Source organism: Acinetobacter sp. YH12099 (genome assembly GCF_013419195.1).
In the GTDB taxonomy this organism is placed as follows: Bacteria; Pseudomonadota; Gammaproteobacteria; order Pseudomonadales; family Moraxellaceae; genus Acinetobacter; species Acinetobacter towneri.
Genome location: NZ_VPAP01000021.1, coordinates 1 through 25,870, shown reverse-complemented (window position 1 = coordinate 25,870; position 25,870 = coordinate 1). Strand labels below are relative to the sequence as shown.

General features: G+C 42.4%; 23 protein-coding genes and 1 tRNA gene. 9 read left to right on the top strand and 15 right to left on the bottom strand.

The genetic code is table 11. The annotated features are described in order from the left end of the window. Positions 1-125: 125 nt before the first annotated feature. On the top strand, positions 126-1,049 hold the full coding sequence (gene omp33-36 / locus FTU39_RS11280; protein ID WP_257224483.1) for a porin Omp33-36: 924 nt from the start codon (positions 126-128) through the stop codon (positions 1,047-1,049). A gap of 89 nt (positions 1,050-1,138) precedes the next feature. On the opposite strand, the gene FTU39_RS11275 is transcribed toward omp33-36, so the two are convergent. The 3 genes from FTU39_RS11275 to FTU39_RS11265 form a co-directional block, all read right to left on the bottom strand. Further along, positions 1,139-1,837, bottom strand: a complete 699-nt coding sequence (locus FTU39_RS11275; protein WP_180052194.1) for an ion channel — start codon at positions 1,835-1,837, stop codon at positions 1,139-1,141. A 208-nt stretch (positions 1,838-2,045) separates the two neighbouring features. Further along, positions 2,046-3,755 (bottom strand): cation acetate symporter, encoded by a 1,710-nt coding sequence (locus FTU39_RS11270; protein WP_154321179.1) that lies wholly within the window; start codon positions 3,753-3,755, stop codon positions 2,046-2,048. Position 3,756: 1 nt separating this feature from the next. Next, positions 3,757-4,089, bottom strand: a complete 333-nt coding sequence (locus FTU39_RS11265; protein ID WP_180052193.1) for a DUF485 domain-containing protein — start codon at positions 4,087-4,089, stop codon at positions 3,757-3,759. Positions 4,090-4,274: 185 nt separating this feature from the next. Here FTU39_RS11265 and FTU39_RS11260 point away from each other — a divergent pair, with 185 nt between their 5' ends. Beyond that, a complete protein-coding gene (locus FTU39_RS11260; RefSeq protein ID WP_179988835.1) occupies positions 4,275-7,766 on the top strand; it encodes a PAS domain-containing hybrid sensor histidine kinase/response regulator in 3,492 nt (1,163 codons plus the stop codon). 523 nt (positions 7,767-8,289) lie between these two features. Continuing rightward, positions 8,290-9,057 (top strand): hypothetical protein, encoded by a 768-nt coding sequence (locus tag FTU39_RS11255; RefSeq protein WP_096902222.1) that lies wholly within the window; start codon positions 8,290-8,292, stop codon positions 9,055-9,057. A gap of 125 nt (positions 9,058-9,182) precedes the next feature. Here FTU39_RS11255 and FTU39_RS11250 read toward each other — a convergent pair whose 3' ends face one another. Next, entirely contained in the window at positions 9,183-10,883 is a 1,701-nt protein-coding gene (locus tag FTU39_RS11250; protein WP_004970216.1) for an NAD-dependent malic enzyme, read from the bottom strand. 170 nt (positions 10,884-11,053) lie between these two features. Then, positions 11,054-11,335 (bottom strand): DUF2798 domain-containing protein, encoded by a 282-nt coding sequence (locus FTU39_RS11245; protein ID WP_004970219.1) that lies wholly within the window; start codon positions 11,333-11,335, stop codon positions 11,054-11,056. A 195-nt stretch (positions 11,336-11,530) separates the two neighbouring features. Between FTU39_RS11245 and argS the strand changes: the two genes are divergently transcribed. Together argS and FTU39_RS11235 are read left to right on the top strand one after the other, a co-directional pair. Further along, the gene (gene argS / locus FTU39_RS11240) at positions 11,531-13,321 is read left to right on the top strand and encodes an arginine--tRNA ligase (protein WP_104852866.1); all 1,791 of its coding nucleotides are present in this window, start codon (positions 11,531-11,533) and stop codon (positions 13,319-13,321) included. Positions 13,322-13,355: 34 nt separating this feature from the next. After that, on the top strand, positions 13,356-13,964 hold the full coding sequence (locus FTU39_RS11235; protein WP_004970222.1) for an SPOR domain-containing protein: 609 nt from the start codon (positions 13,356-13,358) through the stop codon (positions 13,962-13,964). A gap of 95 nt (positions 13,965-14,059) precedes the next feature. Here FTU39_RS11235 and FTU39_RS11230 read toward each other — a convergent pair whose 3' ends face one another. The 3 genes from FTU39_RS11230 to FTU39_RS11220 all read right to left on the bottom strand — a co-directional run bounded on the left by FTU39_RS11230 (position 14,060) and on the right by FTU39_RS11220 (position 16,215). Continuing rightward, complete coding sequence (locus FTU39_RS11230) at positions 14,060-14,713, bottom strand: glutathione S-transferase family protein (RefSeq protein WP_131261277.1); 654 nt, start codon at positions 14,711-14,713, stop codon at positions 14,060-14,062. Positions 14,714-14,836: 123 nt separating this feature from the next. Continuing rightward, positions 14,837-15,235 carry an OsmC family protein gene (locus tag FTU39_RS11225; RefSeq protein WP_004970227.1) on the bottom strand — a complete coding sequence of 133 codons (399 nt, stop codon included), beginning with the start codon at positions 15,233-15,235 and terminating at the stop codon, positions 14,837-14,839. A 32-nt stretch (positions 15,236-15,267) separates the two neighbouring features. Further along, positions 15,268-16,215, bottom strand: coding sequence for a pirin family protein (locus FTU39_RS11220; RefSeq protein ID WP_004970229.1), 948 nt, complete (start codon positions 16,213-16,215; stop codon positions 15,268-15,270). Positions 16,216-16,461: 246 nt separating this feature from the next. Here FTU39_RS11220 and FTU39_RS11215 point away from each other — a divergent pair, with 246 nt between their 5' ends. Continuing rightward, positions 16,462-17,754, top strand: coding sequence for a GGDEF domain-containing protein (locus tag FTU39_RS11215; RefSeq protein ID WP_180052192.1), 1,293 nt, complete (start codon positions 16,462-16,464; stop codon positions 17,752-17,754). Positions 17,755-17,969: 215 nt separating this feature from the next. Here FTU39_RS11215 and guaA read toward each other — a convergent pair whose 3' ends face one another. Then, positions 17,970-19,538 carry a glutamine-hydrolyzing GMP synthase gene (gene guaA / locus FTU39_RS11210; protein WP_180005906.1) on the bottom strand — a complete coding sequence of 523 codons (1,569 nt, stop codon included), beginning with the start codon at positions 19,536-19,538 and terminating at the stop codon, positions 17,970-17,972. Positions 19,539-19,762: 224 nt separating this feature from the next. Then, entirely contained in the window at positions 19,763-20,185 is a 423-nt protein-coding gene (locus FTU39_RS11205) for a DoxX family protein (RefSeq protein WP_180052191.1), read from the bottom strand. 231 nt (positions 20,186-20,416) lie between these two features. Between FTU39_RS11205 and FTU39_RS11200 the strand changes: the two genes are divergently transcribed. Continuing rightward, positions 20,417-21,052 carry a DedA family protein gene (locus tag FTU39_RS11200; RefSeq protein ID WP_096902210.1) on the top strand — a complete coding sequence of 212 codons (636 nt, stop codon included), beginning with the start codon at positions 20,417-20,419 and terminating at the stop codon, positions 21,050-21,052. 98 nt (positions 21,053-21,150) lie between these two features. Here FTU39_RS11200 and FTU39_RS11195 read toward each other — a convergent pair whose 3' ends face one another. From FTU39_RS11195 to FTU39_RS11175, 5 genes are all read right to left on the bottom strand, one after another. After that, positions 21,151-21,741: a LysE family translocator gene (locus FTU39_RS11195; protein ID WP_004970239.1), complete on the bottom strand. Its 591-nt coding sequence runs from the start codon at positions 21,739-21,741 to the stop codon at positions 21,151-21,153. A 241-nt stretch (positions 21,742-21,982) separates the two neighbouring features. Then, positions 21,983-22,378 carry a hypothetical protein gene (locus FTU39_RS11190; protein ID WP_004970241.1) on the bottom strand — a complete coding sequence of 132 codons (396 nt, stop codon included), beginning with the start codon at positions 22,376-22,378 and terminating at the stop codon, positions 21,983-21,985. A 13-nt stretch (positions 22,379-22,391) separates the two neighbouring features. Beyond that, positions 22,392-23,228: a ParA family protein gene (locus tag FTU39_RS11185; protein ID WP_070155018.1), complete on the bottom strand. Its 837-nt coding sequence runs from the start codon at positions 23,226-23,228 to the stop codon at positions 22,392-22,394. A 189-nt stretch (positions 23,229-23,417) separates the two neighbouring features. Next, on the bottom strand, positions 23,418-23,810 hold the full coding sequence (locus tag FTU39_RS11180) for a SirB2 family protein (RefSeq protein ID WP_131261283.1): 393 nt from the start codon (positions 23,808-23,810) through the stop codon (positions 23,418-23,420). A gap of 13 nt (positions 23,811-23,823) precedes the next feature. After that, a complete protein-coding gene (locus FTU39_RS11175; RefSeq protein WP_096902208.1) occupies positions 23,824-24,135 on the bottom strand; it encodes a BolA family transcriptional regulator in 312 nt (103 codons plus the stop codon). A 233-nt stretch (positions 24,136-24,368) separates the two neighbouring features. Here FTU39_RS11175 and FTU39_RS11170 point away from each other — a divergent pair. Beyond that, positions 24,369-24,444 (top strand) — tRNA-Gly (locus tag FTU39_RS11170). A 346-nt stretch (positions 24,445-24,790) separates the two neighbouring features. Further along, on the top strand, positions 24,791-25,765 hold the full coding sequence (locus FTU39_RS11165) for a hypothetical protein (RefSeq protein ID WP_257224482.1): 975 nt from the start codon (positions 24,791-24,793) through the stop codon (positions 25,763-25,765). Positions 25,766-25,870 lie beyond the last annotated feature (105 nt).

Sequence of the window (25,870 nt, the reverse complement as noted above, 5' to 3'; positions counted from 1 at the left end):
GTTTTTAGGTTGACAGCAAAAATTTTATTTGAATATTTTTTAAACAACAAAGTCAATTGGACTTAATTCTTAAATAAAGTCCTTTTAGTTCATTGACTTAATAATTTGTTACACTAAAATGATCAATGTTTCATCCATTTTTAACAAAACTGGTAACTATCATGAAAAAACTCGGTTTAGCCACTGCATTATTATTAGCCATGACCGGTGCTCAAGCGTACCAATTCGAAGTTCAAGGTCAATCAGAATTTCTAGACACTACTGAAAACAACCAAAACTTCACTGGTGCTGTTCAAGGTACTTACTACTTCAAAAATGTTGATGCGACTAAAGGTCCTTTAGCAGAAGCTGCTTTCTTAAACCAAGCATCTAACGTTGCTTTAGCTTACCAATACGCTCAATATGACGCTCCTCGTGCAGGTGGTCGTTCAGACGTTGAATCTCATGTTTATGGTGCTAAAGCTGAAGCGTATGTTCCAACTAAACTTGTTCCAGCGTATGCAAGCGTTGCTTATAGCCACACTCACAACGATGGCAAAAATGCTGCGACTGCTGATGACAATGGCGATCGTTACGCTTTAGAACTTGGTGCACTAGTAGCGCCTAACTTCTTAGTTGCAGTAGGTTATACAAGCATTGCAGACACTATGGCTGTTGATTCATTTGGTATTATTGCAAATGGTGCAGTTAAAGCAGTTGGTGAAGCTTTAACAATCAATGAAGATCAAGATGCAATCACTGCACGTACTAAGTACGTAGGTGCAATTGATGGTACAAACATGGCTGTTGGTTTTGAAGCTGGTTTAGTTTATGGTGAAAGCACAGCTTATAACTTAAAAACTGATCTTTATTTAACACCTGCTCTTAGCGTTGGTGCTTCTTATGCAGAAACTAGTGCTGACGTTGCTATCGACTCTGCTTGGGGCGCGAACGTAAACTACTTCATCACTCCTGCAGTTGCTGTAGGTGCTAGCTATGTAAATGCGAATGCTGTAGGCGAAGCTGTTGACACTCAAACTGTTGGTGTAAACGCTAAATTCCGTTTCTAATTTCACATTAGATACTGAAGTTAAAAAAGACGCTCATCTGAGCGTCTTTTTTATGCCTGAAATATGTCATGAAAAATTTACACGCTGTTTTACTCAGCTGAATCATCATGGTGATGATGCGGTAGGTGGCGAATGTACTGCAATGCGATTAAACGTGACACGATCAATGCCAAATACATTACTCCACAGAACATTTGCAACATGGCAATCACCCGTGCTTCGGGACTGATCGGTATAAGGTCGGATAAGCCTGTCGCGGACTGCAAACTAAAACTTAAAAACAGTAAATCAAGCCAGCTTTGCAAACCTGCAGCATTTGGGTTCTGAAAACTTTGCGGAATCAAAATTTGACAGATGCTATATAAAAAGGCAAAACCCCAAGCGATTAAGGTAAACACCGCTGCAGCAGCAAACAGCTCATCTTTAGTTAAATAACGATCATGGAACATATAACGCAATAAGCCATAGGCTGCACTAAAATAGGCTGCAGCTTCACAAGCATGACTCATCACCAAAATAAAAGGATGCCGCACACCTAGTAAAATAAAGAATGAAAAGAACAAAGCCGCATAAACAAAACTGAGCCCCAAAACACTCAACATTGGCGCTTGTCGAATCACTTTAGCAATGAGCAGCAACACCAATACCCCCACCATCCACGTGATGACTTTATAGGGCATGTTGTGATGTGCAAAAAGTGAGAGCAGCAAAATCACAAATTGTAAGAACAACAGCCATGCCGAAGGTAATATCCGAAAACCTTTCCATACATTTTGTAGTGCTTGCATACGCCTCGGCTGCCTTTTTATTGTTTTGATTTCTAACATAACATGCTGCCAGATCACCGCATGCATGGACTCTGTATCAAAATTGCATATATAAAACCTCTCTATGCTTTAGATGAAATAGCCCTCCTAGATGCTAGATAGATCATCCACGAAATTTTAGCCATAAAAAAAGTCCCATTGCTGGGACTTTTTTGAGGTGTTTCAGACCTTAGTGGTCAGATGCACCAGAGATACCAATACCAGTTTGTGAGCGTACGAACTGTGCATCGAATGCTTTACGTTCAGCTTGTGCTTGCGCAGAGTTGTCAGTGATAGAGAACAACCAGCAGCAGAAGAATGAAAGTGGCATTGCAAAGATCGCAGGACCGTTAAATGGGTTGATTGGTGTGTCAGAAATTTGAAGCGTATCTACCCAAACTGCTTTAGACAATACAATCAAGGTGACTGCTGAAACTAAGCCTGCTACCCCACCAATCACTGCACCACGAGTCGTTAAGCCTTTCCAGAACATAGATAGTACAAGTACTGGGAAGTTTGCACATGCTGCTACAGAGAATGCTAAACCGACCATGAACGCAACGTTTTGTTTCTCGAAAAGAATACCCAAGATCATTGCGAAGATTGCTAAGCCTAAAGTTGCAATTTTAGACATGCGAAGTTCAGATTCAGGTGTCGTTTGACCTTTCTTGAATACGTTAGCATACAAGTCGTGAGAGATTGCTGAAGCGCCAGACAATGTCAAACCAGCAACTACCGCAAGAATTGTTGCGAATGCTACTGCTGAAATGAAGCCCATGAACAAGTCACCGCCAACCGCATCAGCCAAGTGCACCGCAGCCATGTTGTTACCACCAACAAGTTCTAACTTGCCAGTAACTGCCATTTTCGCAACATCAAGGAATTGTGGGTTGTTTGATACATAAAGGATCGCACCAAAACCAATGATGAAGGTTAATAGGTAGAAGTAACCAATGAAACCGGTTGCTACAACTACTGATTTACGTGCTTCTTTCGCGTCTTTTACCGTGAAGAAACGCATCAAGATGTGTGGTAAACCTGCAGTACCGAACATTAACGCAAGACCAAGTGAGATTGCATCAATTGGGTTAGATGCTAATTTACCAGGACCCATAATGTTTGCAGCATCTGCCAAGCTCAAGTCATGTACTTTAGAGAAAACTTGGATCGATTGCTCGAACATGTTAGTGAAGCTGAAGCCCACACCTTTCATTACCATGAAGGCCATGAAAGTTGCACCTGAAAGTAACATCACCGCTTTGATGATCTGTACCCAAGTTGTTGCCAACATACCACCGAACATTACGTAAGCCATCATGAGTAGACCCACGATCACTACAGCAAGGTTGTAGTTCAAACCAAAGAGAAGTTTGATTAACTGACCCGCACCTACCATTTGTGCAATCAGGTAGAATGCAACTACGACAAGCGAACTGAATGCTGCAAGGGTACGTACTGGCTTTTCAGATAAACGGAACGAGACCACGTCAGAAAGGTTATATTTCCCTAAGTTACGTAAACGTTCAGCAATCAAGAACAATACGATTGGCCAGCCCACCATGAAGCCAAGTGAATACAGCAAGCCGTCAAAGCCTGACATAAACACCATTGCGGAAATACCCAGGAACGACGCTGCTGACATATAGTCACCTGCAATCGCGAGACCATTTTGGAAACCTGAAATACCACCACCTGCGGTATAGAAGTCCTTAGTGCTTGTGGTTTGCTTCGCTGCCCATTTAGTAATGAACAAAGTTGCGCCCACGAAAATCAAGAACATAATAATTGCAGGCCAGTTGGTTGGCTGCTGTTCTGCTGCACCTAAATCTGGTCCTGCAAATGCCATACCTGACATTAATACAGTAGACGCAGCCAGTGCTTTCAATGAATTCCATTTCATCTTAGTGCGTTCCTTTCTCATGTGTAATTGCTTCAACTTCACGCATCGCTTCTTCATTCAATTGGTCAAGTTTGCTATTCGCAATTGATGCGTAAACCGCACATAAAATGAAAGATAAAACGATAATGCTCAGACCTAATGGAATACCCCAAGTCGTCACACCGCCAGAAATTGAACTCAATAAGAATTCTTTGTTATAGCCCACTAAAAGCATGAAACCTACGTACACAAACAACATGATTGCTGTTAATGTCCAACTTAGGTTACTTTTTCTGCGAACCATTTCTTTGAATTTTGGGTTTTGTAGAATGCGTTCTACTTGTACCTCATCCATAACCTGCTCCTTCAAGCGCCCTGCCTTAGGCGCAAATTTTTAATTCGAATTATTTCGAACTTAAAATTAACAATGTTGGAGCCGATTTGCAATTTAGACTTTGGTCGCTAAAAAAATGATCAACCTCAGCGCAAAGGCAATGGAATAGGCTATCATAGCCCTATTGTCGATACTTTTAAGGCATCATGAACAGCTGGCTCATTATGGGGGTTTTAGCCCTCTATATCGCATTACTTTTTATCTGTGCTTTCTATGGGGAAAAACACGCCAGTCGTTTAAGCACGCGTGGGCGCATGCTCATGTTCAGCTTAACTTTAGGGGTGTACTGTTCATCATGGACTTTTTATGGTGCAACGGGCGCAGCCGTTCGTGAAGGGATCATTTTTTTACCCATTTATTTAGGGCCATTGCTGTTTGTCGCTGTTGGTTATGATATTTGGCGACGTTTGGGTCGAGTGCGACAACACCACGCCATTTCATCGATTGCTGACTTTGTTGCTGCACGTTACGGTAAAAGCGGGCCATTGGCATCACTGGTCACAATTTTGGCGGTGATTGCAATTATCCCGTATTTGGCTTTGCAATTACGCGCAATTGCGCTGAGTGCCGCAGTGATTTTGGATCAAAGCACCAATGTTGAAAGTACCACCAATGCGGTGTTATTCCTGACAGGTTTATTGGCTATTTTGGCGATGCTGTTTGGTACTCGACAAATTGCCAATACCGAACAACACGGCGGCTTAATGCTTGCGGTTGCCTTTGAGTCCTTTGTCAAACTATTTGCCTTGCTGGCTGTGGCCTTCTTCTTTGTATTTGAAGCGCCTGACAATATTCATCAAATTGCCAATGATGTTTCAATTACCTTCCATGAAGTACAGCTGTTTGGTGTGCCTGAAACCTTTTGGGTGCAAACCTTATTGGCGGCATTAGCGATTATTTGTTTGCCGCGTCAGTTTCACGTTGCTGTGGTCGAACTGCGCGATGAAAAACATATTCGGGGTGCGCGTCGCTGGTTTGCCGTTTATCTGATTTTAACCACCATCGCGATTGTTCCAATTGCCAGTTGGGCCTTGCACGCAGCTCCGCAATATTTAGCCATCCCAGATGTAGCGGTTTTGTCTTTGCCACTCAGTTATAACCAAGACTGGTTGACGCTGTTGGCGTTCTTGGGAGGATTCTCCGCCTCAACAGGCATGCTATTGGTATCTTCAGTAGCACTGTCGATCATGCTGAGTAATGACCTGATCATGCCTGCCTTGTGGCGCATGGGCATTTTCTCACGCCATGACAAGCGCTTGCCTTTGGTACTGAAATTCACCCGACGCATTTGTATTTTAGCGGTGATGCTGCTCGGCTTCCTGTTCTTCAACTTCTTTAACGATATTGATCAACTTTCTGTGTTTGGCTTGTTGGCCTTTAGTGCAGTGGCACAGTTCTCCCCTGCCCTGATTGGGGGGTTATATTGGCGTGGTGGCAGTAAACAGGGCGTTTATGCAGGCTTAATTGTTGGATTTGCGATGTGGGCCTATACCCTGCTACTTCCGACTATTTTACGCAGCCTGCCAAGTCAGTTCAGCGAGTTTACCCGTGAATTTTTATTGCTGGGACCTTTAGGCATCAACTGGTTACGCCCTGAAGCCTTGCTTGGCTTTGAATCTTTTGCCCCGCTCACACATGGGGTGGTTTGGGCGCTCGGTTTAAATATTTTGTTATATGTTTGGGTGTCACGTATTTTCCGCCCAAGTGTGGCAGAACAGATTCAGGCCGAAAGTTTCTTTTATTATGAAACCAAGCCTTTGCCAACTCAGAACATGAGCAACGAGGTCAGCTATTCACATCAGGATGTAGCGCGTTTAAAAGTAGGCGATTTAATCACACTGGCAAAACGCATTACAGGCGAATCTCCAACCCGACAAGCCTTTGAGCAGTTTAGTCAGCAAAATAATGTGGTGCTGAATGAAAATGCCAATGCCAACGGCATGTGGTGGCGTTTTACCGAACAATATTTGGCAGGCACCATTGGTGCAGCATCTGCGCGTACTTTGCTCACCACTGCCATGGTCAATAACGGACTCGCTTTAGGGCAAGTTGCGAATATTCTTGACCAAGCCTCACAATGGCAACGCTTTAACCAAAACCTAATCATGACCATGATTGACCACATGACCCAAGGCGTGAGTGTGGTAGATGAAAATATGTGTTTGGTAGCATGGAATAATCAATATCTCAAACTATTTGATTATCCTAAAGATATTGTCTATGTCGGGTGCCCAATTGCCGATTTGATTCGCTATAACGCAGAACGTGGTGAATGTGGTCCGGGCTCAATTGAAGAACACGTGCGTAAACGTATTCACTGGATGAAAATGGGCAGTGCACACGAGTTTGAACGCATCCGTAAAGATGGTCGTGTAATTCAAATGCGTGGTAATCCAATTGAAGGCGGTGGTTTCGTGACCACCTTTGCCGATATTACCGCTTTCCGTGAAAACGAAGCCGTACTTGAAGCACGGGTACAAGATCGCACACAACAATTGGCCGATGCTTTGGCAGAACAGCAATTGGCACGTGAACAAGCCGACAAAGCCAATATGTCCAAAAGCCGCTTTATTGCCGCTGCCAGTCATGACTTATTACAGCCAATGCATGCAGCGCGCTTATTCAGTACGGCTTTAGAGCAAAGTATTCAGTCCGATGAAGACCGTAAAACCCTGCAACAACTGGATCGTGCCCTGCATGGTGCAGAAAGTATGCTCTCGGCCTTGTTGGATATTGCCCGTTTGGAAGGCGGTACGATTCAGCCGAAACGTCAGGCTTATCCACTGCATGACTTACTCAGCGATTTAAGCCTGCAATTTAAATCCATTGCGGCACAACGTGGCATTGAATTCCGTGTGCATGACGTACAGTTCTGGATTGATACCGACCCACAATGGATTCGTCGTATTATTCAAAACTTTGTCAGCAATGCGCTGCGCTATACCGCCAAAGGGCGTGTGGTCGTGGGCGTGTTACGTTCTGCAGAACATCCACAACATATTAGAATTGGGGTGTGGGATACAGGTCCGGGTATTGCCGAAGAACAACGTATTAAACTGTTTCAGGAATTTGAGCGTTGCGGACATACGTCGCCTTGGGGTGAGCAAGGTCTAGGTCTTGGGTTAGCGATTGTGCAGCGTATGACCAGTTTGCTGAACTACCCTGTGCATGTCTATTCGGAATTGGGCAAAGGCTCGTGCTTTATGATTGAAGTGCCGATTGTCGAAGCTCCAAAAGTAGTGGCTGCACCTGTGCAAGTGGTGCCGTTGAAAACCAAAGCCTATAAAATTTTGTGTTTAGACAATGATGAAACCATTTTGGAAGGCATGGCGACCCTGCTGAGTAAATGGGGCTATCACGTATTTAAAGCCACCGAACCTGAACAAGCAATTGAGTTGATTCAACGTGAGCACATTCAAGTTTGGTTGGTCGATCAGCACTTAAATGACGATAAAATCGGTTTAGATTTTATTCTGGAACATCGTCAAGCCGATGTACCTGTGGCGTTAATTACAGCAGACTCCGACCCAGAATTGCCACAGCGCTTAAAAGAGCTGAATATTGTATTGCTGAAAAAACCGTTAAAACCAGCATCGCTGCGTTCTTGGTTATCTGGACTGAAAATTTCAGGCAGCTGATAGCAATAAAACTTTGTCTGTCCCGCTTTAAACTGTGCTTGATTCAAGCCATGTTTAAAGTGCAAGGCAGGCAAAGCTATTCAATATCCGTCTTGTGGCGGCTTGAAGCTGTTTTACCAACTGCAACCCTAGACCACTCAAAAAATAACAGATTGCCTGTAAAGTGTCACAGCCATTGGCCTGATGCACAACACCCATTGACCAAAGTTTTCAAAAATGTCGCGTTTTGAGTGCCTGCCCTTCACATTAAATACCATCACCTCACTGGCTATGGCAAAGTCTGACAAGATCGTAAGCAAATACACCCAAACTTGCTTACAATTTCTTTAATTGCCGAGTTTGTAAAGGCTTTTCTGAGCACATTGCAATACATTAGACTTTAGTCTTATACATCTATTGACTATCTGCGCGCATAACTAAGTACAAGAAATGATCAGCGCATTCATCTTCAAGCCACATCCAAACAAATTTCCTGCCCTATTAAGCGTTGATCGACCTGTTTCCACGTTTTAGGAAGAATCTCATGAATACCGTGAACCATGAACAGCAGCTCGCAGAACAAACACAGCAGCTACAGCGTCAATATGGCGTAAATGCGCTATTGCCCGAAATTCACTGGGATCGTCTGTTTCAAAACAGCAAACTCAAAGCTCCTCATCTACAAGCGCTGAATACCCTGTATCAAACCGCAGTACCCTTAGCCCTACAAGTCTTTGAAGAACTCAATTTTGATGTGTTTCGCCCTGCGGCGTATCAACCACAAGGTTTAGGTCTGTTCAACAAACTTTCAGCACAGGAGGAGCAATTACTGGATGTTTTGGAACAAGAAGCGCAAGGCTTAGATCAAAGCACCCGCCAGCATATTTGGAGTATGTTATTACGTGGTGGTGCGGTACTGGTCTTTAAAGCATGGTTAGGCAAAGTCAAAACAGATGAGGCACAACTCGATACAGCTCAATTTGATGAATTGTCCGATTTGCTGTTCATTAAAACCTCACCTTTTGAGCTGGCAGAACGCTTAAAAGTCGATGCGCATGCACCCACTGAACATATTTTTCTACTGTATGGCAATGACGTGTATTTAGACCGTTTTAACAGTCTTGAAACGGCAGCCTTATTTGTCGATTTAGGCGTGTACGATGCTGCGTTTATAAGCCTGAGAGATGACCACGTTGCAAAATACCTGATTGGACAAGGCTATGTCAGTGAGCAGCAAATTGATGAATTGCAATGTGCCTTAAATCCTTTGAATTGTGCCGATTTAAATCCAAAACAGAACTATATTGCTTAGTGTGAGTTGAAGACTTAAATTCCAAGTAATCACATCGCAAACCCCATCCTATTCCAAATAAAAACAAGGCGTGCAATAGCACGCCTTGTGGCTTATTTCATTAACAATACACGAATGAATTTTGCTTAAAACGTCACACGTTTATAATCACGATATTCAGGCTTCCAGAAATTAGCCTCAATTGCCTCTCGTAATGCCTCATCACTCATGACAGCTGCAACGCCTGCATCCATTGCTGCTTTTGCGACTCTAAATGCAATAAATTTAGACACCTGCTGAATTTCATTTAAATCAGGCAATAAATCTGCATTTGGATCCTGCAACAATGGTGAGCAGTCCGCCAGCGCATTACTGGATGCAATTAACATACTGTCTGTCACACGTGTTGCCCCTGCAGCGATTACCCCTAAGCCAATACCTGGGAAAATATACGAGTTATTGCATTGGGAAATATTATAAAGTTTGCCCTGATAGTTCACTGGCTCAAATGGGCTACCTGTTGCAATTAAGGCCTTGCCTTCAGTCCACTCCAAAATATCGGCAGGAAATGCTTCAACTTGTGAGGTTGGGTTTGACAATGGCAACACAATTGGACGCTCGCAATTGGCAGCCAAGGTTTTAATCACCTCTTCAGTAAATAAACCCGGTTGCCCCGAAACCCCAATCAATACCGTTGGCTTGGCGTTTTGAATGACGTCCAACAGAGAAATCACACCTTCAGGATTGCCCCAATGTGCAACACGGTCAGGACTTTGTGCCAATTTACGTTGGAAATCGAGCAAGTTTGGCTGATTGCTGGTGAATAAGCCAAAACGATCCACCATATACACACGAGCACGTGCTTCAGCATCGCTTAAGCCTTCCACCACCATTTGCGCCACAATTTGCTCGGCAATACCACAACCTGCCGAACCTGCGCCCAAGAAGGCAATGGTTTGATCTTTCAGTTGTTTGCCTGCAGCCCGTGATGCTGCAATTAAGCTGCCCACAGAAACGGCTGCCGTGCCTTGAATATCATCATTAAAACAACAAATTTGATCACGATATTTGTTTAATAACGGCATGGCATTTTTCTGAGCAAAATCTTCAAACTGAATCAATGCCTTTGGCCAACGGCGTTTCACCGCATCAATCACCTGATCGACAAATTGATAGTATTCCTCACCACTAATACGTGGCTGATTCCAGCCCATATAGATCGGATCATTCAGTAATTGTGGGTTATTGGTGCCTACATCTAAGGTAATGGGTAAGGTATAGGCAGGACTAATACCGCCACATGCTGTATATAAAGACAGTTTTCCAATTGGAATACCCATGCCGCCAATGCCCTGATCACCCAAGCCTAAAATACGCTCACCATCGGTAATCACAATCACTTTGACATTCTTTTTATTGATGTTTTGTACAATATCATCAATATGGGCACGGTCTGGATAGGAAATAAAAATACCCCGATGACGGCGGTAAATATCGGAAAAACGCTGACATGCCTCGCCTACAGTTGGGGTGTAAATAATAGGCATCATTTCACTCAAATGCTGTTCAATCAGGTGATAAAACAGGGTTTCATTGGTGTCCTGAATGTTGCGCAAATAAATATGCTTGTTGATGGCATCGCTAAAAGCAGAATATTGCTGATACGAACGCTGGCTTTGTTCTTCAATATTTTCAATTGCATGTGGAATTAAGCCATGCAAGTTAAAACGGGTGCGTTCTTCTTCTGAAAATGCAGAACCTTTATTTAATAAAGGCAATTCTAAAAGGCCGTTGCCCGCATAGGGAATATATAAAGGACGTTTCTGCTGCAAATTTGCGGTTGTCATTGTTCATCTCATTCTAATCGGTTGCTGATGGCGCATGGATTGAGATGCACCATCTGACATCTGACTAGCTTAGCCCGAATTGCAGCAAATAGGGCATTTAGAAGTTTGATAACCAAATCTGAATGATTTTTATTTCTGATAGCCCATGTTATATAGGCATCGAACCTAATTTATTTGGGTGGTTGCAGTGGCGTCATATCTACAATTAAGCCAGTGAACTTACGCACCAAAGGCAGCACACATAATACGACTGGAAAAGCAAACGCCCAAGAAATCATCCAGTTATGCAACCACAGGGTAAAAAATCCCTCAATCCAGCCCAAATTTCGGATCATATTAATCAACGAAATGATGCCACTCATCAAACATGATAAAAAGAAAGGCATTACCACCGTGGCCCATTTCATGGGTAATTTGGGTACATTGCCAAAAATCATTGCACGTTGTTTCATGCTCTAGCCTTTTCGCCTCACTGAATGCCGCATACTATGCCATGAATTGCTTGCTTAAAGGATGATTTTTCAGGCAATTTGTTCATGCTTAGCTACAATCTCTGAAATTCGATAAAGCATACAATTGCACTCCCCTAAAGCCCCTGAAATTTGCTATATTTAGCGTTTTTCTGCACATCTATTTTTCGACTAAATATGAATACGGCAATACAAGCAGCGCTCGATCATGCAGTGCAATCCCTTCAAGCTGAAGGTGTACTCCCATCTGACTGGAACAATACGAGTAATTTAACCCGTACCAAAGACCGCAGCCACGGTGATTTCGCATCAAATATTGCCATGATTGCCTCTAAAGCCGCAGGCATGAAGCCACGCGATTTAGCCGAAAAAATTCTTGCTGCTCTGCCTGAAGTTGCAGACATCAGCAAAGCAGAGATTGCAGGCCCTGGTTTTATTAACTTCTTTTTAAATGCCGACCAGCGTTTTAGTGTTTTAGATCAAATTCAAGCACAAAAACAACAATTTGGACGCAGCCAAATCAATGCAGAAAAACGCATTCAGGTCGAGTTCGTTTCTGCTAACCCAACCTCAAGCCTACACGTGGGTCATGGTCGTGGTGCTGCTTATGGTATGACAGTTGCCAATTTACTTGAAGCCACAGGTGCTAAAGTTGACCGTGAATACTATGTCAATGATGCTGGCCGTCAAATGGATATTTTGGCGACTTCAACTTACTTGCGTTATTTGGAACTGGCAGGTCAAACGCTGGTGTTCCCCAAAAATGCGTATCAGGGTGACTACGTTAAAGACATCGCACAAAGCATTTTAAAACAGGATGGTGAACGCCATGTACGCCCTGTTGCAGATGTATATAACAATGTGCCTGAAGATGTGCAATATGCGGCAGAACTCGATGCCGATGGCAACAAAGTGGTCTTGTCGGGCGACAAAGAAAAACACATTGATGGTTTGATTTTCAATTCACAAACGCTCTTGGGTGATGATTACCGCGTGTTCCATCAGGCTGCGCTGAATGCTATTTTGGCCGACATTAAAGATGACTTGGGCGAGTTTGGTGTCACCTTTAACCAATGGTTTAGCGAAGCGTCATTGACTGAAAAAATTGATGAAGCTCTGCAAACACTAGATCAACGTGGTTATCTATACGAACAAGACGGCAATATCTGGTTTAAATCGACCGCATTTGGCGATGAAAAAGACCGTGTGGTGAAACGCCGCAATGGTCAAACCACTTACTTTGCTTCAGACATTGCTTATCACCTGAATAAATTACAACGTGGCTACACAGACCTAATTGATATTTGGGGTTCAGATCACCACGGTTATATTTCACGTGTGAAAGCGGCCATTGATGCACTAGGCTACGACTCGAAAAAATTAACGGTACTGTTAGTGCAGTTCGTGAGCTTATGGCGTGGTGGTGAAATGGTACAAATGTCATCCCGTTCAGGTCAGTACGTGACCTTGCGTGATTTGCGTAAAGAAGTCGGCAACGATGCTGCACGTTTCTATTACGTCATGCGCAAATCTGAACAGCACATTGACTTTGACCTAGATTTGGCCGTTTCACAAAGTAAAGACAATGCGGTCTACTATATTCAATATGCTCATGCACGTATTTGTCGTATGCTCGAAAAAGCTGCTGCTACGCAATTGAATTTTAATGCGACAACTGCACGTCAGTTTGCCGCTAAACTTGAGCTAGATGCTGAAACTGAAATTTTAGCCAAACTGGCTGCGTATCCTGAAATTTTAGTACGTGCTGCCAACAGCCACGAACCGCATCAGGTAGGTAACTATTTGAAAGAATTAGCAGCATTGTTCCACGGTTGGTACAATGAGCATAAAGTGCTGAATGATGATGCAGCCTTGACTCAAGCACGCTTATTGCTTTCAGTAAACGTACAACAAGTCTTGCGTAATGGTTTAGAATTATTAGGTGTCTCTGCACCAGAAACAATGTAAAAGCCCAATAAAAGCATAACAAGAGGAAGTCCACGTGTTTGGAAAAACGCAACGCGGTGTATCTGAGCGACCGAATAAGCCCAAAAAACCACTAATTCCAACGTGGTTAGGCACACTCGTGGTGATTTTAATCGTGTTGTGTTTTGCTGTAGCCTTAATGCTATGGAAACCGTGGGCACCTGTGCAGCCTAAAGGGCAAATCAATTCTGAGCATTATCAGGAAGATACCAACAAAGACTATCGTTTTTATGATTTGCTGCCACAGCAACAGGTTACACCAATTCCTGAGCAAGCGGTGCCTGAAACACAGCAACAGAATACCGTAGTCATTGTTGAAGCACCTGCTGCTGTAGAGGCTCCAGCGGCCAGCGAAGCCAATGTTGGTCTGACAGAAATGCCAGCCCCTGTGGTACAAGCCAGCTATATCCTACAAGTGCGTAGTTATACCGACCCAGATGCTGCAGATGCACGTCGTGCCGAAATTATTTTGAATGGTTTATCGGCAGATGTAGTGAAAAGTGTAGAAGGTGGTGAAACTTGGTATCGGGTGATTTCAGGCCCTTATGATTCAGCCGATGCTGCAGTGATTGCTCAGCAAACTTTGCAGCATAGTGGAATTGATTCAATTGTCGTGAAACGCTAAGCCTCATTGTTATCAATCGACCAAAATCAATTAAAAAAAGATGCCTCTGCATCTTTTTTTAGGTCTATAGAACGATGTACTCACAAAAATCATCGCTAGATTTGCATTAACTGCTGCTCACGTTCGCGTGCACGCTGAAATGCAGGACGCTGTTCCACGCGTGCCAAATAAGCCGCAATCTGTGGATAATGATGCCCGGTACGGCTTTGCAATGCTTGGAGCGGGAAACCCATTTGAATATCGGCAAAAGAAAAATCCCCTGCAAAATAATCATGTTTGCCCAAATAATCTTCTAAATAAGCAATATGATCTTTTAAACGAGGCTGAATAAACCCTGCTTTAACACCTGCAGTAATTTTTTGCGCCATTGGTCGAACTAACCATGGCACATGCTGCGGCACATTGGTTATCACCAATTGCATCACTAACAATGGCATTAGCGAGCCTTCGGCATAATGCATCCAGTATTGATATGCTTGCTGTGCTGAAGCCTGCTGCGGTTTAAACTGCCTTTGCGTATCATAATGCTGCTGCAAGTACTCCAAAATGACTGCAGATTCTGCAATGGTCTGCTCTGCATCCGTCAAAATTGGTGCTTTACCCAATGGGTGAATCAGCTTCAATTCATTGGGCGCACTTAAATTGGGCTGACGGTGGTAAAACTTGATTTCATAGTCCAAACCCAGCTCTTCGAGCGCCCACAAAATGCGGAAAGAGCGGGATTGATCAAGGTGGTGTAAAGTAATCATAAACGTCCTATTTTGTTTTTATTACATCTGTTTTAAGTGATTGTTATATCTTCTGTTTCACGCAACATTATAAAAAGGCATGTCCTGCATGCCTTTTTATAAGAGACGGATTCAACTCTAGGTTTAACCCAATTCAGTACGAATTTCCACACTGCGTAACAAGGTTTTCGTCACAGGTGTTTTTTGACAGATATTCAGTACTTTTTGCTGTAATTCTGCATCTAACGCTGCTTCAGTTTGCACACGGCGTTCAATCCACTCCTGCCCTTCCTGATTGGTAAAGAAGTCCGCCTCGACCTGAATTTTGCCAAAATCCAAACCCTTATGCTGTGCATACATACGCAAGGTAATCATGGTGCAAGCGACCAAACTGCTACATAACAGATCATAAGGTGCAGGACCTGCATCTTGACCACCTAACTTTTCAGGCTCATCTACCTTCCATTGGTGCTGACCACTTTGGATCTGACCTTGCCATGCCGTGTCTAAACTGCGTACCTGTGCTGTGCCAATCTTGGCCATAAGATGCTCCCTATAGATTGATATTCCATCATTTATTTTGATGCACGCATTTTTGCGGGGAAAGTCGGCGCTTCTAAACGTGGTCCATCGTAGTCTGGTATTGTGCCAAAACGAGGATCATGATTGACCCATTGCTCACGTGCAATGCTGAGTTCCTCTTGGGTACGACCGACGAGATTCCACCACAACAAAATTGGCGACTCAAAAGGTAAACCGCCCAATAGCAACAGACGCGCACCCGCATGTAAATCTAGCTGAATTTCGGTTAAGCCCGGTTCAAGCACCAGCATATTTTCATCGTTTAATTCATGCCCATGCACAGTGGCTGTGCCTTCCAGCATCATCAAACCATATTCAAATTTAGGATTCAGCGGCAAACGGGTTGTCGTGCTGGTTTCACTATAAATATCTACCCCTAGCAACTCACTATGTACTAATACTGGTGAAGTGGTATTTAAAAATTCACCAACTAAGATGGTAAATTCCACTCCATCTAGCAAAACCACAGGCAAGTCAGGGTAATGATCAAAACGTGGCGCCATATTGCGCTGATCATCAGGTAAAGCAATCCACAGTTGCGCTGTATGCATGTGTGTTTCGGTGTCGGGAGCAACTTCGGTATGTGAAATACCATAACCCGCGGTCATTAAATTAACCTGTTTGGGACGAATCAATTGCTTAGTACCCAAACTGTCGGTATGCATAATGCTGCCTTCAATCATCCAGGTGAATGTTTGCAAACCAATATGTGGATGCGGCCCGACATCTAAGCCTTCACCTTGTGGAAAATTAACAGGACCTGCGTGATCTAGAAAACACCATGCCCCAATCATGCGTTTATGCCGACTCGGTAAAGCACGTTTAATTAAAGTTCCCTGCCCAATTTCAGCACTACGCAGTGGAAATTCCTGTATAAATTGCTTGACGTACTTATCACAATCGTCTGAATTGGAAAGCTCGGTATAATTGCTGTTGCTCATCCTATACCTCTTATATTTCTGTAAATTCCTTGACTATTAAATATAGTAAATCACTAACGAAGAGCAAGATGAAATTTGTTGTTCTGATTTTTATGGTTCAAACTTGAACTACACCTTAAAATATATGGCATAATTTTGACCAAAATTTAAAAAAAATAGAGAAAATACCCAAATTTAGGGAGGTTATTTTTTCTGCATTTTGCGCATAATCCTAACTATAAGTTGTCAATTTGAGTAAATATCGCTATGTCTGTAAAAGCTCGAATGGGGGAACAGACCCGTTCGAAGATTTTAAGCAATCAGGAAGCCTCAGAAAAACTTTTAAAAACAACTGAGTGTGATCTTGAAAACCGACAAGCAATTGAAAAAGCATTGCAGCACCCTGCTGCGCAACTCCCGCCGCAATTTGAAACACATTTTTATCAACACCAGAATTTACATCAGCGTCGTTATTTACGCCAAGTCAATTACATTGGGCAAATGACGTTCCTGCTGTATTTCTTTATCGATTATTTCATCATTCCAGATGTCACTACACTCTCGGCCACACTCCGTCTCAGTGCTGTTGTATTGGCGCTGATTGGCAATTATTTCTGCTTTAAATTGATCAAAGATATTCGCCTGCTAGATTTAATTTTACCGGTCAGCGCCACACTGTGCTGCGGTATTTGGTTCTATATCCTGTCGCAATCACAAAGCCCTTGGATTTCCACTTATGTGTATGCCTCGATCATTTTTGTGCTCATGGCGAACCTATGTATTCAAGTGCTTTTCCGCCCTGCGGTCTACAATTCATTGGTCATGAGCGTACTCATGTTTTTGGGGGTGATTTCCCTCACCAATTTGCAGGATGCCTTAGTTTTTATGGTGGTGTATATCCCTGTATGTTTGTTGAGTTTGTATATCAGTTGGATCAACACCCTAAATGCCCGCCATCACTTTTTACGCAGTTTGCTGGATGACTGGAATTTTCATACCTTGCAAGCCTTGGCACACACCGATGAACTGACCCAACTCAATAACCGACGTCAGTTTGTACACATGGCAGAACACAAAATTCATGCATGGCCTAAATCTGAATCGGTCTGCTTACTAATGTTTGATGTCGACTTTTTTAAACAAATTAACGATACCTATGGGCACGATATTGGAGATCGGGTCTTACAAAATATTGCAGACATTGCTCGTAAAGAAATGCGCCGCAAGGATATTTTGGCACGCTTTGGCGGTGAAGAGTTTATCGCTCTGCTTAGTGAAACCAGTTTAGATGAAGCACTGATGATTTCAGAGCGTTTAAGACAAAAAATTGCACAGCATCAAATGTGTATAGGAAATAAGTGCTTTAATTTTACCGTGTCGATTGGTGTATCGAGTTTAAAACCGCAACAAACTGACTTACAGCTGTTGATTAAAGAAGCCGACCTCGCACTTTACCAAGCCAAACAAAGCGGACGTAACTGCGTGATCAGTTATGATGTGGGAATGTCTGAGCCCCCTAAATCTACGGTAAAAAAAGAAATTAAATCTTGGATTGTTTAGCAGGCATAAAAAAGAGCACATGGAGTGCTCTTTTTTATGTGCAAGAGGAAAGCTAGCTGCCGCAAGCATCTTGCACCCATTTTAAAAGCCGTGCTTTAAAATGGGCTCATGTCGTAAAACTGGCAAGCAGCAGTGCTGCTTGAAACCCCTAGCTGCCGCGCGCATAGCGCTTGGCGTAATTCAGGCACGAAGCAGTGCTTCGTGAAATCCCTGAATTACTCCCATTCAATGGTTGCAGGTGGTTTAGACGATACGTCGTAAGTGACACGTGAAACGTCTGCAATTTCATTCATGATGCGGGTAGAGATTTTGTCGACTAAATCGTACGGTAAATGTGCGAAACGTGCTGTCATAAAGTCCACTGTTTCTACAGCACGAAGTGCAATTACCCATGCATAACGACGACCATCGCCGACGACACCAACAGATTTCACAGGCTGGAATACCGCAAACGCTTGTGCTGTTTTGTCATACCAACCACTTGCACGCAGTTCCTGCATGAAAATATCATCAGCTAAACGTAAAATGTCTGCATATTCTTTTTTCACTTCACCCAAAATACGCACGCCCAAACCTGGACCTGGGAATGGATGGCGGTAAATCATGCTGTGTGGCAAGCCTAGAGTCGTGCCGAGTTTACGCACTTCATCTTTAAATAAATCACGTAAAGGTTCAACCAATTCAAAGGCTAAATCTTCTGGTAAACCACCCACGTTGTGGTGTGATTTAATCACGTGTGCCTTGCCTTGTTTGCTGGCTGCAGATTCAATCACGTCTGGGTAAATCGTACCTTGTGCCAAGAATTTCACGCCATCCAGCTTACGTGCTTCTTCGGCAAAAACTTCAATAAATTCACGACCAATGATTTTACGTTTTTTCTCTGGATCAACTTCGCCAGCCAATGCACCCAAGAAACGCTGTTCAGCGTCGGCACGAATCACGCGAATCCCCATGTTTTCTGCAAACATTTGCATCACTTGATCGCCTTCGTTCAAGCGCAACAAACCATTGTCTACAAATACACACGTTAATTGATCGCCAATGGCTTTATGCAACAATGCCGCAACCACAGAAGAATCCACACCGCCCGACAAACCAAGCAATACTTTTTCATCGCCAATTTGCTGACGTAATTGCTCTACGCGCAGGTCGATGATGTGTTCTGGTGTCCATAAACCGCGACATCCACAAATTTGATGGACGAAGTTAGACAATAACTCTGCACCTTTTGCAGTGTGTGTCACTTCTGGGTGGAACTGAATCCCATAGAAACGGCGAGTTTCATCAGAAATCATTGCCACTGGGCAGCTTGGCGTGCTTGCAGTAATTTGGAAGCCTTCTGGAATGCGTGCCACTTTATCGCCATGGCTCATCCAAACGTGCAATTGGTTTTCACGGTCTTGCAAGTTACCAATCAGTTTGTCACGTACCAAAATATCGACTTCGGCATAACCGAATTCATGTACTGAACCCGCTTCAACTTTACCGCCCAGTTGTTCTGACATGGTTTGTAAACCATAGCAGATACCCAGTACAGGTACGCCTAAGTTAAATACGATTTCAGGTGCACGTGGACTACCCGCTTGATGAACACTTTCAGGTCCACCCGATAAGATAATACCGTTTGGATTAAATGCACGAATGTCTTCTTCCGACATATCGTAGGCATACATTTCAGAATATACGCCCGCTTCACGCACACGACGCGCGATAAGCTGACTATATTGCGAACCGAAATCCAGAATCAGGATACGATCTTCAGTAATTTGAGTATTGGTAGTCATGACAAACAACTATAGAAAGGCAAACGAATTAAGCGCGCTATTCTAGCATTTTTCCACGCCTTGCGCACACTATTCAGACAATCCTAAAAATGGCTATTTTTCTTCGTGATATTGCAGTGACCACATACTCTAAGTTTTAAAAGACTATTCATTTTCTATGGCATAAAAAAAGCAACCTTCTTGAAGATTGCTTAAATTGTTGAGCTGATGTGGAAATCAATGACTTACTTTTTTGCTTCCAAAAGATGGTCTAGACTTATTTTGCCTGCACCGTAAAGCATGATGTAGAAGAAACCGCCAGCCAAACCAATATTTTTCATAAAATTCAGCACATCTTCTGGTGCAGCATGGAATAAAAATGCAGTTAAAAGACTAAAAACACCTAAACCCAAACCCACGACACGTGCTTGTAAACCGAATAGAATTGCCAAACCACCACCAAGTTCTAGCAAAATCACCAAAGGTAGCAATGAACCTGAAACACCCATAGCTTGCATATAGCCCACTGTTGCATCATAGCCTGCAATTTTTCCCCAACCAGATACAATAAATAAATACGCTAAAAAAGCACGTGCAAATAAACTTACAATGGCTTGCACACTTGCTTTTTCGACCACACTTTTTAACACAACATTTGGATTAAACATCAGATCACCTATATTTTTGATTCATTCTTGAAGACAAATACATCTTAGTTTTTTCAAAATTCAGGATAAATACGCATTTAAAAGACATGTTGTTGCATCTATGCAACGAAAAAGAACCGATGTGGCTGGTCTAGCATCCCTAAAATCACTGTGAAAATTATTTACCTTTTCATACTGACTTTCCGCCTGTGGACTGCTAGGATTTGAGCACACTTTCGCTTGTTTTTTCCCATGGAACTGATTGATTTTATATTACACGTCGATGAACATTTGCTCGAATTCATCACCCAATATGGGGTATGGATTTACGCTATTTTATTCCTGATTATTTTTGTAGAAACGGGCTTGGTGGTCATGCCGTTTTTACCTGGCGATAGTTTACTGTTCGCGGCAGGCGCATTGGCTGCATCGACAGGAGTGATGGATCCGTGGATTTTGGGTATTTTATTGTTTACTGCTGCGGTACTCGGTGACACCCTGAATTACCACATTGGTAAATATATTGGTCCACGGGTTTTTGAACTGGAATCACGTTTTATCAATAAAAAACATTTGATCGAAACCCAGAAGTTTTTTGAGCGACACGGCGGAAAAACCATTATTTTTGCGCGTTTTGTGCCTTTTGCGCGTACCTTTGCGCCCTTTGTGGCGGGTGCAGGCAGCATGAATTATAAATACTTCCTAACCTATAACGTAATTGGCGCTTTTTGCTGGATCGCGTCGTTTATTACACTCGGTTATTTGTTTGGCAATATGCCAATTGTGAAAGACAATTTCACCCATTTAATTTTCGGCATTATTATTTTAAGTGTCTTGCCTGGGGTGATTGGTTTTATTCGCCAAAAACTCAAGAAAAAAACTGCTTAAGTTGTGAAATTTTTTGGGCATGCCTGTTGAACAGTGCTGCCCTTATCCATTCAAAATAGGTGAGATGAGTGCTCAACTCACCAAAAATCTCTAAATCTTTAGAAAAAACGTGCCACCACAGGCAGCATACACACCACCAACAGCAAAGCCGAGCCTTTATATAACAGATCTGCAGTCACTTTATTGGTTTCTCGCGCCAAAACTGCTCGCCCAAAAGACATCCAAAATAACGCTGTTGGCAATAAAATCAGACCAAATAAGACATAGACCATAGCAAAGTTGGTCGGGTTATCCCACGTTTCTGTAGGAAAAATACCTGCAGCAAATAACAAGGCTTTTGGGTTTTTAAAAGTCGAAAAAAATAATTGTGCAGGGCGAATGGCAGAGTGTTTTTGACAATGTTGCTCTAAATGTGACTGCTTCCATAAATGAAAAGCCATCCAAAACACATAGCCTGCGCTTAAAACATGCAGTATATCAATTAAATAAGGCCAAATTGGCGCACTCAAATGAATGAATAACGCCCACAGACTAATGGCATACATATAACCAAAAAACTCTGCGGGAATCAGCAGACTGGTTTTGGCAATGCCTTGTTGGTGGGCTGAGCTTGCCAATAGCGCATTGGTCGGGCCAGGAATCATCAAGACCGCAATCATTGCTAGGACAAAGAGCCAACTTTCAATCATAAACACCAGAGCATGCAAATCAAAAATAGGAGCACACCTTATATGAAAGCCATTGAAAATGACAAGTTTTTCTATCTAGCAGGACTGACCCAAGGGTGTAAATAAAACAGAAAATAAAATTAAGTTTTTGTTTTTAAAATATTAGATTGAAATCAATCTTGAATTATCTTGCTACATTTTTTAAGCAATGGTGCTGCACAAATGGCAGCACCATAGACAAAATATTCGCAAATCCTAAAATTTAAGATGTTACAGGTTTGGGCTTAACAATAATCGGGCAAGCTTTAAATTTTGCTGCTTGCACAATGGCTTCTTGCTCACCTAAAAGACGTGCCAATTCTGTTCTTTTGGTATTGGATGACTGTCCCATATTGACAGAAACACTCGGTGCAACGCCCCAACCGCCACGGCTGCCCCAACCACCGCCTAAACCGATACCCACACCAACACCTGTACGTTTCGGTGCTTCAACACCGCTTTCAATATATTGCTGAATACGGTTATATTCGCTTTGTAATTGTTGGCAATTCAAAGCCTGATAATGTGTAGGCGACACATAGCTAGGTTTCACTGTGGTCGCACAAGCCCCTAGCAATAAACTACTTGCCGCGACAAGACCAATTGCAAATGTTTTCATGTCTACCTCTGTATCACGCTTGCTCAATTTCATTGAACAATGATTGATAGGCCTGCGTCAATTTATGATCTGTTGCCAAATGAATTAATGGCAAATTTTTATGATGTGATTCTTTCATCAACACCGAAGGCGGTAACATACTATTCAAAACAGGCAAACCTTCATCTTTGAGTTGCTGCACCACTTCACGCGGTAACTTGGCCTGTGCCTGATATTGATTCACCACAATGCCTTCAATTTGCAAGTTTGCATTATGGTCATCCTGAGTTTCCAACACATTTTCAATCAGGCTTTGCAAAGCGCGTTTAGAAAAGACATCGCAGTCAAATGGAATGAGCACCCGATCTGCAGCAATTAATGCCGATAAGGTAAAAAAGTTAAATGCAGGCGGGGTATCAATAAACACGCGGTCATATTGATCGGACAATTGTTGCAAGGCATCGCGCAGCTTATAAATTTTATGTTTCGATTCAAGTGCATGTGCCAAGCCGCCCAATTGCGGACTCGCAGGAATCACATCCAAATTTTTAAATGGCGATTGATGCACATAAGCTTCTAAACCTTTGCTGCGGTTTTTTAAAATTGAGCCTAAAGCATTGCCCAATAAGCCTTTGGATTGATTTGCACCCAACACTTCTTCAAAGTAATTTTCGATGTTGGGCTCAAGCGCAGGCTTGTCGGCAGAATAAGTAGCATCATCACCCAACAAATACTGGCTGGAGTTGGCTTGCGGGTCGAGGTCAATCACCAATGTTTTTAAACCCTGATGCGCACTGATTGCAGCCAAATTGACGGTAATACTGGATTTTCCAACACCACCTTTCTGATTAAACACCACACGTGTGCGCATTGCCGCCCCTCTTTTCAATTTTTGTTGTGACATCACTTCAGTTTAACTGAGCTGTAAATATTCTTGCCGAATTATGTCTAACAATTCACCAGTGCTCAAATATGCAGCCAATCTTTTGCCAATATTTACATACATTCAATGCTCGTGAGTTCACACCCACGAGCAACATCCACAATAAGATCTGCTGACTTAGCCAAAGCTTGGCTTTAACATCACCAAACCTAAAATGGCAAAAAATGCGACTAAGGCTAAGCCCCAACCAACACGGCGTTGAATCAACAAAATACTGTCATCTTTTTTATACGCTTTGATTAAAGATGACAGCATCACCAAAAATAAAATAATTTTGGCATAAAACCATGTTTCGACTTGAAAGTCTTTTAAAAACAAAGCAATGACACCTGTCACTACAATCAACGTCAGTGCTGAATGTTGCAATGCCACAAAGACTGTCCACGCTTTAGGATTAGGCGAGTTATTTTGTGTGCCCTTAAACAAAGTCATGGCACGTACAAACAGCACCAATAATAATAAAGCCGCCGCAGCAACGTGAATGGTATTCAGCATTCCTAAATTTTCCATTTATTTCATTCCATTACGATGTTTTTGGTGCGTGGGCGCATTCTGGACTGCTGGTGTCTTGTCCCTGCCATTCAGATGCAACAAAGGCATGAATTGCCAATGCATGAATTTTACTTGGGGCGAGTAAGTCACCCACAGCAGCATAAATTTTTTGATGACGTTGTACGGCGCGTAGCCCCTGAAAATCTTCACTCACCATCACCACTTTAAAATGCGACTCTTTACCCGGGAAATAGCCGCCATGTCCTGCAGATTCGTTCACCACCTCTAAATGGCTTGGATTGAAAACGGCTAAGCGTTGTAGCAACTGTTGTTCTAAGCTCATGCTTGTATTTCCCCGAATGGTTTTAAAAGCTCTCTGAAGTATAACGTGTTCTGTGTGATTCGCAGCATCTTGCCGTGAGGATTCTTCGATTTACGATTCGCACCACTTTTCGTTATGAAATTTAGGCTGATGACTGCTGTTTTTTCTAAAAATGTTGTTTATTTATTCAGTCAGTACAACGATATGCAAAAAATGATTGACCCTATTTTTGCATCATGTATTATACACCGCATGCGGGAATAGCTCAGTTGGTAGAGCACAACCTTGCCAAGGTTGGGGTCGCGAGTTCGAGTCTCGTTTCCCGCTCCAGATTCAAAAAGCCCCCATCGAAAGATGGGGGCTTTTTTATTGTTGTTTTATTCAATATTTTACTTCATAAGAAATTTTTATACTTAAAAAAGTAAGTTTACAAAAGTGCTCTTTCAAAACTGTGAACAAAAAACCGTGTAGATGATGCTCCAGAGTAATTAACTATAACTAAAAATATAGACAAATATTTGCATAAGTGCTCATTTTGTCTATGTCGATTCAGTAGTGGCAAGGTGGGTATTTATTAGAGATTTAAATGATTATCTTTTGTATTTTAGGTGAGTGTCTTGGTATATTAGCATCCATATCTATTGATTATCCAATCCCTTAACCTAGGCATGACTTTGTGAAATTAACACGCATTCATCACTGTAAAAACTTGAATGTGCAAAAGTACAAACAGCTTGAGAAACAAGCTGTTTTACTTGGTCGTATTCGTAGCGAGGTGTGGGCTAAATATGGTGCTATTTCAGGTTTGAATATCAGTGACAGAGCTATTCGTGATGCGTGGATGAAAGAAAGTCGTGACTTTGGTGTTTCTGCAAATGCGTGGAAAGAAACGCTACGTGATTGCATAGGTGATATTAAAGCCTATCGAGAAGCATCAAAAGACAAAGTAAAGCAGGCGATCCGAAAACGCACCTCCTGTAATAATGAACAAAAAAGACTATACACCTTGCTTAAAAAAGATGAATGGATGACTGATAATTTCCTCCATCGTCAAATGCGTAATCACTTTAAGCATGGTGTTAATCACACACATAATCAAATTATTGTTCGTGCGGATATGTGTAAAACCTTTGAGTTAAATGGTCAATGTTGGCTTAAAGTGCCGAGTCTAGTCCCTCGACAAACCATTAAAATCCCATTAAATACGACTGTTGATTTTGCACCGAAAGGCACATTAAGAATTATTCTAAAAAATGGCAATATTGAAGTTCATTCAACCTATGATGCAGTTGAAACACAAGATTGTGGTCAGGAAACAGTAGGTGTTGATAAAGGGTACTCAGAAGCTTTTGTGGATTCTGATGGTGAAGTATATGGGAGTGGTCTAGGCAAGCTGATCTCAAGTGAATCAGATTATTTAAATCAAAAGTACAAGCACAGAAACAAGCTCAGAGCGATTGCTAAAGCTAAACCACACAAGAAACAGAAAATTGAGTTAAATAATCTAGGTCGAAAAAAACTAGATAAGCGACAAGATACTCAAAAAGCAAAGCTCAAAACATTAATATTTACAGCAACTCACAAGTTGGTTGATAAAGCCAAAGTGATTGTTGCGGAAGATTTAACATCAGAGATGGATCCGGAAATTTGAACAACTCCTATAAGTGATACTCTGCTCCTCAAATGATGTTATAAACATCAATATATGGAGTATTTTATGGCACGTAGACCAAGAAGAAATCATTCAAACGACTTT

What these genes read in the sequence shown, in the direction of transcription:
- omp33-36 (WP_257224483.1), top strand. Translation starts at nt 126, where the DNA reads ATGTTTCATCCATTTTTAACAAAACTGGTAACTATCATGAAAAAACTC.
- FTU39_RS11275 (WP_180052194.1), bottom strand. Translation starts at nt 1,837, where the DNA reads ATGCAAGCACTACAAAATGTATGGAAAGGTTTTCGGATATTACCTTCG.
- FTU39_RS11270 (WP_154321179.1), bottom strand. Translation starts at nt 3,755, where the DNA reads ATGAAATGGAATTCATTGAAAGCACTGGCTGCGTCTACTGTATTAATG.
- FTU39_RS11265 (WP_180052193.1), bottom strand. Translation starts at nt 4,089, where the DNA reads ATGGATGAGGTACAAGTAGAACGCATTCTACAAAACCCAAAATTCAAA.
- FTU39_RS11260 (WP_179988835.1), top strand. Translation starts at nt 4,275, where the DNA reads ATGAACAGCTGGCTCATTATGGGGGTTTTAGCCCTCTATATCGCATTA.
- FTU39_RS11255 (WP_096902222.1), top strand. Translation starts at nt 8,290, where the DNA reads ATGAATACCGTGAACCATGAACAGCAGCTCGCAGAACAAACACAGCAG.
- FTU39_RS11250 (WP_004970216.1), bottom strand. Translation starts at nt 10,883, where the DNA reads ATGACAACCGCAAATTTGCAGCAGAAACGTCCTTTATATATTCCCTAT.
- FTU39_RS11245 (WP_004970219.1), bottom strand. Translation starts at nt 11,335, where the DNA reads ATGAAACAACGTGCAATGATTTTTGGCAATGTACCCAAATTACCCATG.
- argS (WP_104852866.1), top strand. Translation starts at nt 11,531, where the DNA reads ATGAATACGGCAATACAAGCAGCGCTCGATCATGCAGTGCAATCCCTT.
- FTU39_RS11230 (WP_131261277.1), bottom strand. Translation starts at nt 14,713, where the DNA reads ATGATTACTTTACACCACCTTGATCAATCCCGCTCTTTCCGCATTTTG.
- FTU39_RS11225 (WP_004970227.1), bottom strand. Translation starts at nt 15,235, where the DNA reads ATGGCCAAGATTGGCACAGCACAGGTACGCAGTTTAGACACGGCATGG.
- FTU39_RS11220 (WP_004970229.1), bottom strand. Translation starts at nt 16,215, where the DNA reads ATGAGCAACAGCAATTATACCGAGCTTTCCAATTCAGACGATTGTGAT.
- FTU39_RS11215 (WP_180052192.1), top strand. Translation starts at nt 16,462, where the DNA reads ATGTCTGTAAAAGCTCGAATGGGGGAACAGACCCGTTCGAAGATTTTA.
- guaA (WP_180005906.1), bottom strand. Translation starts at nt 19,538, where the DNA reads ATGACTACCAATACTCAAATTACTGAAGATCGTATCCTGATTCTGGAT.
- FTU39_RS11205 (WP_180052191.1), bottom strand. Translation starts at nt 20,185, where the DNA reads ATGTTTAATCCAAATGTTGTGTTAAAAAGTGTGGTCGAAAAAGCAAGT.
- FTU39_RS11200 (WP_096902210.1), top strand. Translation starts at nt 20,417, where the DNA reads ATGGAACTGATTGATTTTATATTACACGTCGATGAACATTTGCTCGAA.
- FTU39_RS11195 (WP_004970239.1), bottom strand. Translation starts at nt 21,741, where the DNA reads ATGATTGAAAGTTGGCTCTTTGTCCTAGCAATGATTGCGGTCTTGATG.
- FTU39_RS11190 (WP_004970241.1), bottom strand. Translation starts at nt 22,378, where the DNA reads ATGAAAACATTTGCAATTGGTCTTGTCGCGGCAAGTAGTTTATTGCTA.
- FTU39_RS11185 (WP_070155018.1), bottom strand. Translation starts at nt 23,228, where the DNA reads ATGCGCACACGTGTGGTGTTTAATCAGAAAGGTGGTGTTGGAAAATCC.
- FTU39_RS11180 (WP_131261283.1), bottom strand. Translation starts at nt 23,810, where the DNA reads ATGGAAAATTTAGGAATGCTGAATACCATTCACGTTGCTGCGGCGGCT.
- FTU39_RS11175 (WP_096902208.1), bottom strand. Translation starts at nt 24,135, where the DNA reads ATGAGCTTAGAACAACAGTTGCTACAACGCTTAGCCGTTTTCAATCCA.